The sequence below is a fragment of the Gracilibacillus timonensis genome (assembly GCF_900086715.1).
Classification (GTDB): domain Bacteria; phylum Bacillota; class Bacilli; order Bacillales; family Amphibacillaceae; genus Gracilibacillus; species Gracilibacillus timonensis.
Genome location: NZ_FLKH01000012.1, coordinates 1583686 through 1596723, shown reverse-complemented (window position 1 = coordinate 1596723; position 13038 = coordinate 1583686). Strand labels below are relative to the sequence as shown.

11 protein-coding genes are annotated in these 13038 nt (G+C 40.8%); 9 read left to right on the top strand and 2 right to left on the bottom strand.

What is annotated here, in order from left to right:
- Nucleotides 1-4 precede the first annotated feature (4 nt).
- Nucleotides 5-1771, top strand: coding sequence for a glycoside hydrolase family 2 protein (locus BN6556_RS18725; protein WP_392388601.1), 1767 nt, complete (start codon nt 5-7; stop codon nt 1769-1771).
- A gap of 110 nt (nt 1772-1881) precedes the next feature.
- Here the strand turns inward: BN6556_RS18725 and rnhC are convergent, their stop codons facing one another.
- On the bottom strand, nt 1882-2814 hold the full coding sequence (rnhC, locus tag BN6556_RS18720) for a ribonuclease HIII (protein WP_066194576.1): 933 nt from the start codon (nt 2812-2814) through the stop codon (nt 1882-1884).
- Between the two features lie 321 nt (nt 2815-3135).
- Here rnhC and zapA point away from each other — a divergent pair, with 321 nt between their 5' ends.
- The 7 genes from zapA (at nt 3136) to uvrC (ending at nt 11320) form a co-directional block, all read left to right on the top strand.
- Entirely contained in the window at nt 3136-3396 is a 261-nt protein-coding gene (zapA, locus tag BN6556_RS18715; protein WP_066196630.1) for a cell division protein ZapA, read from the top strand.
- Between the two features lie 7 nt (nt 3397-3403).
- Entirely contained in the window at nt 3404-3958 is a 555-nt protein-coding gene (locus BN6556_RS18710; RefSeq protein WP_066194571.1) for a CvpA family protein, read from the top strand.
- Between the two features lie 77 nt (nt 3959-4035).
- Nucleotides 4036-5754, top strand: coding sequence for a DNA polymerase/3'-5' exonuclease PolX (polX, locus tag BN6556_RS18705; protein ID WP_066194566.1), 1719 nt, complete (start codon nt 4036-4038; stop codon nt 5752-5754).
- Between the two features lie 17 nt (nt 5755-5771).
- The gene (locus BN6556_RS18700) at nt 5772-8120 is read left to right on the top strand and encodes an endonuclease MutS2 (protein ID WP_066194563.1); all 2349 of its coding nucleotides are present in this window, start codon (nt 5772-5774) and stop codon (nt 8118-8120) included.
- A 144-nt stretch (nt 8121-8264) separates the two neighbouring features.
- A complete protein-coding gene (locus BN6556_RS18695; protein WP_066194560.1) occupies nt 8265-8669 on the top strand; it encodes a DUF350 domain-containing protein in 405 nt (134 codons plus the stop codon).
- 495 nt (nt 8670-9164) lie between these two features.
- Nucleotides 9165-9479 carry a thioredoxin gene (trxA, locus tag BN6556_RS18690; protein WP_066194557.1) on the top strand — a complete coding sequence of 105 codons (315 nt, stop codon included), beginning with the start codon at nt 9165-9167 and terminating at the stop codon, nt 9477-9479.
- A 62-nt stretch (nt 9480-9541) separates the two neighbouring features.
- Nucleotides 9542-11320, top strand: a complete 1779-nt coding sequence (gene uvrC, locus BN6556_RS18685) for an excinuclease ABC subunit UvrC (RefSeq protein WP_066194554.1) — start codon at nt 9542-9544, stop codon at nt 11318-11320.
- Between the two features lie 28 nt (nt 11321-11348).
- Here the strand turns inward: uvrC and BN6556_RS18680 are convergent, their stop codons facing one another.
- On the bottom strand, nt 11349-11774 hold the full coding sequence (locus BN6556_RS18680; protein ID WP_066194552.1) for a DUF2507 domain-containing protein: 426 nt from the start codon (nt 11772-11774) through the stop codon (nt 11349-11351).
- A 633-nt stretch (nt 11775-12407) separates the two neighbouring features.
- Between BN6556_RS18680 and BN6556_RS18675 the strand changes: the two genes are divergently transcribed.
- Nucleotides 12408-13016, top strand: a complete 609-nt coding sequence (locus BN6556_RS18675; RefSeq protein ID WP_066194549.1) for a succinate dehydrogenase cytochrome b558 subunit — start codon at nt 12408-12410, stop codon at nt 13014-13016.
- Nucleotides 13017-13038 lie beyond the last annotated feature (22 nt).

The window sequence follows — 13038 nt, the reverse complement described above, 5'->3', positions numbered from 1 at the left end:
ATGGATGAACATGACAACACAATCAACGCACCAACGAACCGATTACCCAAGACCACAATTTCAACGTGAGGACTGGCAGAACCTGAATGGGGCCTGGCAATTTGCTTTTGATGACCAGAACCAAGGAGAAAAAGCGGAGTGGTTTCATAACAAAGACTTTGACCAGACGATTCAAGTGCCATTCACCTATGAAACAAAGGCAAGTGGTATTGGCGAGGAGGCATTCCACCCTTATATCTGGTATAAAAGAGAGGTGGAAATACCAGCAGAACAGGCAGAAAAACGTGTGATTTTACGTTTTCAAGCATCCGATTTTCTGACGAAGGTATGGATTAACGGGAAATATGTGGGTGATCATCAAGGTGGTAATGCCGCTTTTGCCTTTGATATTTCTGATCAGGTGCGATATGGAGAATCCAATCAAGTAGTGGTAAAAGTGGAAGATAGCTACAGCTGTTATCAGCCGCGAGGAAAACAACGCTGGGTGGATTATAATTTCGGCTGTTGGTATGTGCAAACCACGGGGATATGGCAGACTGTTTGGTTGGAGTACCTGCCAACTCAGTCTCTGGATCATGTGAAAATGGAACCAAATATTGATCAGCAGTCTATCGCGTTTACCTATCATGTAAATGGCGAATTGGACAACGATGTGCGCATAGATACGCTGATTTCTTTTGAAGGGAAGTCTATTACACAGACTTCTATCTATCCACAGCGTAATCAAGTGAGCCAGGAAGTAGATTTATTGGCGGATTTTCAAGAGTGGAAGTTAAAACTCTGGTCGCCTGCGCACCCTAATTTGTATGATGTTCATTTTAAGCTATATGTCGGTGAGCAATTGGTCGATGAAGTGACATCCTATTTCGGCATGCGCAAGGTATCGATCAAGGATGGTCAAGTATTATTAAATAACTCTCCGGTGTACCAGAAATTGTTATTGGATCAGGGCTATTGGCCAGATTCCTCGATTACACCACCGTCAGAAGAAGCGATTATAGAAGATATCGACAAGACATTGGCGATGGGCTTCAATGGTGTCCGCAAACACCAGAAGATTGAGGATGACCGTTTTATGTATTGGTGTGATAAGAAAGGGGTGCTAGTCTGGTCCGAAATGGCTGCCACTTATGAATATGGTGATGAGGCGGTCGAACAGTTTACCAAGGAATGGCTGGAGATAGTTCAGCAGCGTTTTAATCATCCGTCTATTATTACTTGGGTGCCGTTTAATGAATCGTGGGGAGTGCCGAATATCTTTACCAATAAAAAACAACAGGCCTTCACCGAGGCGATCTATCACTTAACGAAGTCGATCGATCCAGAAAGACCAGTAATTGTTAATGATGGCTGGGAGCATACGATCTCTGATATCATTGCCCTTCATGACTATGAAGAGTTTGGTCAGGCATTTATCGATCGTTATCAGGATAAAGAGACGATTTTGGGTAATAAGATTCCGCACAACAAAGGAAAGTATGCCTTTGCGGAAGGTTACTCTTACAAAGGTCAGCCTGTGATGTTAACCGAGTATGGTGGAATTGCCTTCCAGGATGAGAAGGGCTGGGGCTATGGTAACCAAGTTGATTCGGAAGCAGCGTTTCTCAAGCGTTATCGAGAGATCACCGACGCGATTAAATCCATTCCTTATATTACTGGTTATTGTTATACACAGACTACAGATGTACAACAGGAAGTGAATGGACTACTCTATGAAAACAGAGAGCCAAAGATAGCGATGGAGAAGATCAAAGAAATTAACGATGCTTAATAGATAGTACACGTTCAAAAAGTTTGCTGCGTCATTTTTATTGGACTTGTTGAACAATCTCTAAAAGAATTAGGAAAGGGGGCATCTGTAGCAGATGTCCCCTTTTCATACTAATGAAGATAACGCATGGCCTTATCGGTATTAGCAAAGTGCATCTTGGCTATGTCATCCAAGGCTTCTATCCCATTTTGTTTAATTAGATAAGCAGCCGTTTCATCGACTCGGTTGGAAGCCCCTTTTGGAATCGTGATCCCATATTGTTCCGATAATCGATCCATTTCCCTCACAAATCGTGCTCGTGCCAAAATCGAAGCAACGGCAACCGAAGTAGAATAACTTTCTGCTTTTGTCATAAAATAGGTCTTCTCAGCAAGTTTAAGCCCTTCTTGCTGGATATGCTTGAGAAAAGCAGCGGGTTGACAAAACTGATCAATCACAATGCCACGTGAATCTTTTGCCCCTATTTTAGCCAGTAGCTTATCGATCGCATGCTGGTGTAACATTGCTTTTATCTTCCCCTGATTCCAACCTTTCTTCTGTAGTTGATTATACTTTCGATTAGGCAATGTTAATAAGGTATATGGAATCTTTAACTGCACGATTTCTTTGGTTAGGCGTGCAATATTCTGATCGGTAATTGTCTTGGAGTCGGTAATACCCATCGTTTGTAAAGCCTTTATTTGATCTTGTGGTACGTAAGCGGCACTAACGGTCACAGGGCCAAAATAATCTCCTGTACCGGCTTCGTCTGTACCGATATGGGCTTGCTGGAAAATAGCAGTTGGTGGCGCATAATCGTGTTGGTTCACCGTTTTTGCAGAGGATGCTTTCGTACGGAAGGCTAATTCGTTCCATTGTTTTGCCTCGGTTTCTGCTTGATCTCCCTGGAACATCACTTTGCCAGATTTATAGGCGGTAATCGTCGTCATGTTTTTTTTAGCAAGGAAAAGGGAGTTTGGTGGCACCTTGGTAATATGTTGGGCATAATAATCTTTTATTTTTTGTAAATGTTTCGGCGGAATTTGCAGTACAACGTTCGACAAGGTATCTCTTCCTTTCTTATCTAATACATAGTAAAGGATGTTCAAAAAGTCAAACAAAAATGCGCATCGAATGTTTGTGTTGGTGAAATAGGAACTTTTGTTAAGATCGTCCACGTTCTATGGACAACACAGAAGTCATCACCCCCTGTGAAAGTCCGGTACTTAAAGCTACGTCGCCTTGAACTTCTTGGTCCTTTTCACCGGCCTTTTTGAACACACACTAGTAGTATAACAGATAGTTATTACATGCAAATAGTTTTCTAATTGCATGCTTCATGTTAATATTAGTTTTAAGGTTATTTTCAAGAAGGAGGAATCATGGTGTCCCAATCAGATAAATCTCGGACCACCGTTGATATATATGGAAGATCTTATCATATAAGAGGAAATGAAGATGCGGAGCATATTCGGCATGTGGCGAATCTTGTCGATGAAAAGATGCGAGGTATTCATGAAGTAAATAAATCACTAGATACCACTAATTTGGCTGTATTGACCGCTGTCAATACGATGAATGATTACATAAAACTACAAGAAGAGTATGAGGTTCTGCAAAAATTACTAGACGAGAAAGAGGAATAGTGCTGCCATGGTGAATTTAATCATAATTATCCTATTAATTATTGGAATTTTAGTAGGATTAAGAAGGGGGTTTATTTTACAAGCCCTTCATTTAATAAGTTTTATTATTGCGTTTATAATAGCCGCGAAATATTACGACAATCTGGCGGCACATTTGGAGCTATATGTCCCTTATCCAGAGATGATGTCTGATTCAACATGGGCAATATTTGGTGAAACGTTACCTTTGGAAGCTGCTTACTATAATGCCATCGCATTCGGAGTGTTATTCTTTGTTTCGAAAATCGTCCTGCAAATCTTGGCGACCATGCTTGATTTTGTTGCGGATATCCCACTTATGCGTTTTGTAAATCAAATATTAGGGGCTGTACTTGGATTTCTAGAGGTGTACTTTATCCTATTTATTGTATTGTATATACTGGCACTAGCACCCGTTTCATTCGTGCAGGATCATATAGAGACATCCAGCATCGCAAAAAGAATGGTGGAGCATACACCTGTGTTAACAGAGAAGGTAACAACCTACCTATTTGAAAATGATCCATTTAATAATGACGAATAAGGGTACCCTTGCCATGGTTTTAGCAAGGGTATTTTCCACTGTGATAGATTTTGAAAAGGTGAAAAGAGGTTGAGACTATGTCTATTAATAAAAAAGATGTTATCAAACTATTAGAGAAAATCGCAACGTATATGGAGTTAAAAGGGGAGAATCCTTTTAAGATTTCGGCTTATCGTAAGGCTGCCCAAGCCTTGGAAAGAGATGACCGTTCTTTAACAGAGATTGATGACTTTACCAAGTTATCAGGAGTAGGCAAAGGAACTGCCACGGTAATCAATGAATTTGTTGATACCGGCCATTCAGAGACACTCCAACAATTGGAGCAGGAAATTCCTTCTGGTTTGATTCCTTTACTTGGTTTACAAGGTTTAGGTGGAAAGAAGCTGGCTAGACTATATCACGAATTAGCCGTTGTAGATGAAACAACCTTGCGCAAGGCATGTGAGGCAGGAGAAGTACAAGCTCTTAAAGGTTTTGGTGAAAAAACAGAAGAAAAAATCATGGAAGCACTCCATAATATCGGCACAAGACCAGATCGCTTGCCGGTAGCTAGTGTATTACGAGTGGCGAAACAAATAGAGGATTATTTAGCCGATATAGCGGAAATCGACCGTTTTTCCATTGCTGGTAGTATGCGTCGTTTTCGTGAAACTGTAAAGGACTTGGATTTTATTATTGCGACCAAACAGCCAGAGAAGGTGCGTGAAAAACTCCTTCAGATTGATGGACATATGGAAACGATTGCCTCGGGAGATACCAAGGTGTCGATTGTCATGCAAGGAGAGTTTGCCATCGGTGTAGACTTTCGCTTGGTCGCCGATAAGGAATTTGCTACTACGTTACATCATTTTACTGGATCGAAGGATCATAACGTGCAGATGCGTCAGTTAGCAAAGTCACAAGGGAAGAAAATCAGTGAATATGGTGTCGAGGATACAGAAACAGGTGAAGTGGCTACGTTCACTACCGAAGACGAGTTTTATCAATCCTTTGGTCTTCCTTACATTCCTCCTGAAATAAGGGAAGGAAAGCATGAGCTAGACGAAGCGACCGAACCGATTGAATTAATTGAAGCAGCGGATATACGTGGTGATTTACACATGCACTCAACTTGGAGTGATGGTGCACAGTCGATAGAGGAGATGGTCGTACGTGCTAAGGAGAAGGGTTATGAATATATTGCGATTACCGATCACTCCAAATTCTTACAAGTAGCAAACGGTTTAAACGAAACCCGTTTGAAAAAACAGGCAGAGGAAATTGAAAAGGTAAGGGAAAAGCATCCGGATATCCTGATCCTTAAAGGAACGGAAATGGATATTCTGCCTAACGCTAGCTTGAACTTTGATAATGACATATTAAAGACCTTAGATTTTGTCATTGCTTCGATCCATTCCAGCTTTACCCAATCTCTGGATAAAATTCATGAGCGTCTGCTTCAAGCCCTGGAAAATCCATATGTGCATATGATCGCCCATCCAACGGGGAGATTGTTAGGTAGACGAGAAGGTTATCCTGTTGATGTCAACTGGTTGATCGAGAAAGCGAAAGAAACGAATACCGTGTTAGAATTAAATGCCAACCCTAATCGTCTGGATTTATCGGCACAATGGGTGGAAAAAGCGCAGGAACAAGGCGTGGCGCTTGCGATAAATACCGATGCCCACAACTATCAAATGTTAGAGGATATGACAAGCGGAATCGGTACGGCGAGAAGGGGACATATTAAGAAACAAACGGTCATCAATACGATGACAAAAGAAGCACTGCAACAATTTTTAAAAAGAAATAAATAAAGCAGGAGGACTAGCTTATGAACGATCGAATCCTCGATGTATTAGAATTTAAAAAAATAATCGAGTTGTTATTAGAACAAACGGCTTGTTCCTTAGGCTCTGAAAAAGTATATGGATTAAAGCCTTCAACCAACCTTGAGCAGGTAGTGGGCTGGCAGAAGGAAACAGATGAGGCTTATCATGTGATTCGCCTGAAGGGTCATGTCCCGTTAGGAGGAATCGTAGATATCAAGCCAAGCGTCAAACGAGCAGTGATCGGCAGTGTACTAAACACACATGAATGTCTGGACATTGCCAGTACAATCTATGGTGGAAAACAGCTGAAATATTTTATCGAAAATCTAGAGGATATTGAGATTCCTATCTTAGACCAGTTTGCTGAAGAGATTGTACCATTGAATGAATTGGAACGAGAGATCAAGTACTGTATCGACGAGCATGGACATATGATGGACGGTGCTTCTGATAAATTACGTGGCCTCCGTTCCAAGATCCGCACAAGTGAAAACAGGGTACGGGATCGCTTAAATCAATATACAAAGAGCCAAACAAAGATGCTGTCGGATGCGATTATAACCATACGAAACGATCGGTATGTACTGCCGGTAAAACAAGAATATCGCGGTACGATCGGTGGCATTGTTCATGATCAATCCTCTTCCGGACAGACACTTTTTATGGAACCACAAGCGGTAGTAGATCTTAACAATCAACTCCAGGAAGCACGCGTAGAAGAAAAGCGTGAGGTGGAGCGGATTCTTCGAGAGCTGACGGAAAGAATTGCCCAAGATGAAACGCTCTTACGACAAAATGTGGAGGCACTAGCAGCTGTTGATTTCATCTTTGCTCGTGCTAAACTAAGCCACAAAATGAAGGCAACACGTCCGGTAATGAATGATCAAGGGATCATCAAAATGAGACAGGCACGACACCCGTTGATAGCGGCAGAAGAAGTGGTGGCAAATGATGTAGAATTAGGCGAAGACTATACGGCCATCGTCATTACTGGTCCCAATACGGGTGGGAAGACCGTCACCCTAAAGATGGTTGGACTTTGTACATTAATGGCACAAGCAGGCTTACATGTACCGGCACTTGATGGTTGTAAAATGGCGGTTTTCTCAGATGTATTCGCCGATATCGGTGATGAGCAGTCGATTGAGCAGAGTTTAAGTACCTTTTCTTCTCATATGACAAACATTGTGGAGATTCTCGATACCTTCGATGAGAAATCCCTCTTATTATTTGATGAGTTAGGGGCAGGGACAGATCCGCAAGAGGGGGCTGCACTGGCCATGTCTATTTTGGACTATGTAAGAAACAAACAGGCAAGGGTGATTGCAACCACACACTACCCCGAGCTAAAGGCCTATGGCTACAATCGCGAAGGTGTAACCAATGCCTCGGTAGAATTCGATATTCAAACATTAAAGCCTACTTACCGATTGCTTATCGGTGTACCAGGCAGAAGTAATGCCTTTGAAATTTCTCGTCGTCTTGGTTTGCAGGAAATAGTGATTGATGAAGCAAAAGGATTGATAGGCACAGATTCCAAGAGTGTTGAGAATATGATTGCTTCTCTTGAAGATTCGAGACGAAAGGCAGAAACCGATTATGATCAAGCGCATGATCTTTTAATCGAGGCTGAGCAAGTGAAACAGGATTTGGAGAAGCAATGGAAGCAGTTTGAGCAGGAACGAGAGTCTTTATACAAAAAGGCTGAGGAAAAGGCACAGAAAGCAGTGGAGAAAGCAAGAACAGAAGCTGAGGAGATTGTGGAGCAACTTCGTCAAACCCAAACAGCGTCAGAATTAAAAGAGCATGAATGGATAGAGGCTAGAAAACGCTTGTCAAAGGCTAATCCTGAGCTAACTCGCAAACAAGAGCAGAAACAACCTAGCTTCGATGAAAACAAGGCCAAAACATTACAGACTGGTGATGAAGTGAAGCTGCTAAATCTGGATCAAAAAGGCACTATTTTAGAGCAGACAGGTAAGAATGAATTTCAAGTCCAAGTTGGAATTATGAAATTAAAGGCAAAACGCAAGGATCTTTTATTTATCCGCAGAGATGAACCGCAAACCGAGCAGCCAATTGCCACCATTCGTGGCGCAGGATATCATGTCAAGCCTGAATTAGACTTGCGTGGAGAGCGTTATGAAGACGCGATTAACCAGCTTGAAAAATATGTAGACGATGCCCTTCTCGCTGGTTACAATAAAGTATCTATCATTCATGGTAAAGGCACAGGAGCCTTGAGAAAAGGGGTAAACGACTTCGCCCGAAAACATTCCAAAGTATCCGGTTCCCGTGCTGGTGAAATGGGAGAAGGCGGCAGTGGCGTAACAGTTTTTGAATTAAAGTAAACGGGGGAGACGATGGAACTTGTCTTCCGCCACAATGGTAAATCAGCTTAATGCTGTATACGGGTAACAAAGCGACGGTTCAGAGCACATCTCTGTTTATAAATAAGAAAGAGAACTCCATGATAAAAAAAGGGAGGCAAACCGATGCCTGAATTTTGGACAAATGTATACGTGGAGACAGCTGCAAGATATAGTGTAGCCGTCTTATGCCTAATCGTATTTTTGGTTATTTTTGAGTTAGTTACTTCTTATAAGAATTGGGATGAAATAAGACGAGGAAATATAAGTGTCGCCATGGCAACCGGTGGAAAAGTATTTGGAATCGCCAATATTTTACGCTATTCCAATGAACACAATGATACGATTTTAGAAAGTATTGCGTGGGGGGGATTTGGCTTCTTGCTGCTATTATTCGGTTACTTTATTTTTGAGTTTTTGACACCAACCTATAAAATTGATCAGGAAATTGCAGAGGATAATCGAGCAGTTGGTTTTATTTCACTTATGATATCGGTGGGCTTATCCTATGTAATTGGTTCCAGTATCTAACCGAGGGGTGTATTTGTGAAAACATTGGCATATGTCTTGATGATAATAGCGGCAATCTTTCTTATCGTAGGTATTTACTATGTGATGACGGTGTAAGTGCAAGGTCAACATCAACATGCTTTGCTAACCCGAGAAGATAGGAATTTTAAACATCAAATAGCTATCTATATAAGTTGAATGAAATAATTTCCCATGGATCTAATATGTGCTCTTGATCCATTTATGCAGAGCTGAAAGGCGTGTGAATGGTCATCCACACAAATGGATCAAAATAGATTATCGGGAAATAATGGGAGCAAAGACTTGCTTATCTCACGTTTTTGTTACATTTATAAGTTCAACTTTTATATATTGATCTTATCGGTATTACAGTAAGTTAAGGTAGATAGGAGTATATTGCAACATTTTTATTAGAATAAGCAAAGTATTAGGATGATTTATTCAAGGATGATATACTGATGAAGAAAATGGATAGGATGAAGGAGGAAATTAAAAATGGCAATAACAGCAGCAACTGATAGCACGTTTGCAGATCAAACAAGTGAAGGATTAGTATTAGTCGATTTCTGGGCAACTTGGTGTGGACCTTGTAAAATGATTGCACCAGTCCTAGAAGAAATAGATGGGGAAATGAGCGATACAGTACAAATCGTTAAGCTTGATGTAGACGAAAACCAAGAGACAGCAGGTAAATTCGGAGTAATGAGTATCCCAACATTGCTTCTATTCAAAGACGGGGAAGTAGTGGATCAAGTGGTTGGTTATCAACCGAAAGAGGCACTTGTTGAAACAATCAACAAACATGCGTAATGTGATTATCAATCCCTTATGACAAGCTCATAGGGGATTGTTTTTTGAGAGGAGGGGGATTCATGAATCAACATATTAAAGAGAAATTAGCGGTGTTACCAGCCCAGCCTGGCTGCTATCTCATGAAGGATAGACATGGCACAGTGATTTATGTGGGAAAATCAAAGCTATTAAAGAATCGTGTGCGTTCTTACTTTATTGGGGCAAATGATCAGAAAACCCAGCGTCTCGTGCGAGAGATTGTCGATTTTGAGTATATTGTTACCGGGTCAGAGGTAGAGGCACTCATTTTGGAAATGAATCTGATTAAGAAATATGACCCAAGGTATAATGTATTACTCAAGGATGATAAGTCTTATCCCTTTCTCAAAATTACCAATGAGCGGCATCCTCGGTTAATTATTACCCGTAAGGTAAAGAAGGATAAGGGGAAATATTTTGGCCCATACCCTAATGTCATGGCGGCCAGAGAAACAAAAAAGTTATTAGACAGACTTTACCCATTACGAAAGTGTAACAATCCCAAAGGGCGTCATTGTCTGTATTATCACATGAACCAATGTCTCGCATGTGCGGAAAACCCGCCATCCGTGGCAGAGTATCAGGAAATCACACAAGAGATAGCTCGTTTTCTTAAAGGTGGACATCAAGAGATTAAGGCAGATTTAAAGAAAAAAATGTTGACGGCTTCCGAATCATTAAATTTCGAGCGAGCCAAGGAATTTCGTGATTTGATCCAACATATCGAATCCGTGATGGAACAACAGAAGATTACCATTAATGATCAGGTCGACCGTGATGTCTTTAATTACAGCTATGATAAAGGGTGGATGTGTGTTCAAGTATTTTTCATTCGCCAAGGAAAATTAATTGAGCGGGATATATCGATGTTTCCTTTTTTTGATGAGGCAGAAGAGACTTTCCTCAGCTTTATCGGCAGTTTTTATTTACACCATCACCATCCCAAACCAAAACAAATTCTAGTCCCCATAGCCACCAGTACAGAATTATTGCATGAACTGTTAGAGGTAGACGTGAATATCCCGATGCGAGGCAGGAAAAAGGAATTAGTGGAGTTAGCGAAGAAGAATGCTGAAATTGCCTTACAAGAGAAATTTAGTTTAATGGAACGAAATGAAGAACGAACCATTAAGGCAGTGGAAACATTAGGAGATACATTAAATATCGAGACACCACATCGCATTGAGGCCTTTGATAATTCTAATATTCAAGGGACGGACCCGGTATCTGCGATGATTGTATTTTTAGATGGTCAGCCAGCAAAAAAAGAATACAGGAAATATAAGATCAAAGGGGTAGAAGGTCCAGATGATTACGAAACGATGCGAGAGGTAATCAGGCGTCGATATACAAGGGTTTTAAAGGAGAACAAGCCTCTGCCAGACTTAATCGTAGTCGATGGAGCAAAAGGACAAATGTCAGCCGCTTTGGATGTATTAGAGAATGAATTGGGGCTGGACATCCCATTGTGCGGCTTGGCGAAGGATGATAAACACAAGACAAGTGAATTGTTATATGGTGATCCACCTGCTGTTATCGATCTCGATCGACGCTCGCCATCTTTTTATTTAATTCAGCGGGTTCAAGAAGAAGTACACCGTTTTGCTATTACCTTTCATCGACAGCTGCGTGGTAAAAGTGCCTTTCGTTCTAAATTAGATGAAATTGAGGGGATTGGCGCCCAACGGAAAAAGCTATTGCTTACTCATTTTAAATCCGTTAAAGAAATCGAGCAAGCTTCGCTGGAAGACATTATGAAACTGGGAATCCCTAAGCCAGTAGCTGAAAATCTCTGGCAGCAATTAAAAGAAGAGACATAAAGCCCCTTCCATAAGAGGAAAAGGGGCTTTAGTTATGTAAGACGTTTAGTAATATCTGTTGTTTTTTTTCTTCCACGATACATTCGTAGCTTTCGTCCATAATCTGGACCATGGCCTCCGCCAAGAACCCTGCCTCTAATACATAATCGATCTGTCCGAGTGTTTGCTGTCTTGCCTCAATGATCTCGCCACTGAGTTCATATATAAAACCGCGTCGTTTCTCTTGCAGTAGGTGCAGATCTCCCCACCCTGCGTCTACAAAAAATTCCTGAATTTCTTCTTTACTTCCACATTGTGCCTTACGTGCCAGGTTTTTCCCCATAATATACAGGATCAAATCTTTCTCTTGTCCTAGCATATCGGGCAGCCCGATATAACGTATTAAATCATAACCACTGCTAGTAGTTTGCAGATTCGCGAGTATAGTGGCTATGCTGGTGTTCTGTTTAGTCACTAGATTGTTTCCCCTCTCTTGCCTTGGTCAGACTGTACTTTATCTTTAGTTACTATTATCGCTTTTTTCTCTGTTTTCTGCAAATGTTTCTTGGTTATTTTCTTGAACTATCTTTTGTAACCCTTGATTTCATAGGCATAACAGTGAGAAAAAAGAGAATTCTTGAACTGACAAGTGCCATTTTTTTCAATAGATAAATATAAATTGCAGTAGATATTAGAAATAGTAACAAAATCCGCTTTTACCATAAGGACTCTACTTAACATCAATCCGTCTTATCGGTACCCCGGATTCATTCAAGGTCAACATCATTCCAAATCCTATTATATTAATGATTTTAACCTTTCTTGCCTTAAAAAAAGAGCATATCGTGCTAACCATCTTGATGGAGGATGGTTCACAGTGCGGAGGGTCGCTCAAAAAAATATATCGTTTTCTTGACGCTTATTGCGGATAGAAGTACAATAAATGTGGTGCCAATATACGAATTTCTTTGGATGGGAATAAAAAAAGAGTTGCCAGTAACCAAATGAGATCGTAACATAGTGAAATGAGTTGTAAAGCGCTTTAATCAAGCGTAGAAAGAATCGTATGTTGCAAAAACATGATTTTTAAGAGGGGGGTACAAAAAAAGTGGAGAATAAGGAGTTTTTTTATCGCAGGCTTCATTCCCTGTTAGGGGTGGTGCCAATCGGGATTTTCTTACTGCAGCATTTAACGGTCAACCACTTTGCTGCCTATAGTCCAGAAAGCTTTAACAAGGCAGCACACTTTATGGAATCCTTGCCATTCCGTTATGCTTTGGAGATTTTCGTGATTTTTCTTCCAATTTTATTCCATGCGGTATTAGGAGTGTATATTGTCCTTACAGCAAAGAACAATGTACGGCGACACGGGTTTTTCCGTAATTGGATGTTTCTCTTACAGCGTATATCAGGTATTATCACACTTGTATTTATTGCATGGCATGTATGGGAAACAAGAATTCAGATTGGTTTAGGAACCAAGGAGCTTGGCTTTAACATGATGGAAGATATCCTATCAAATCCGTTCATGTTTGCCTTCTATTTACTAGGGGTTGTTTCTACAACATTCCATTTTGCCAATGGTTTATGGAGTTTCTTAGTAACATGGGGGATTACAGTCACACCTCGTTCGCAGAGAATCGCTACATATGCAACGCTAATTGTATTCTTAGCGGTCACCTACATAGGTGTACGAGCTTTATTCGCGTTTGTTTAAATGGAAGTAGTCAAGATGTTAA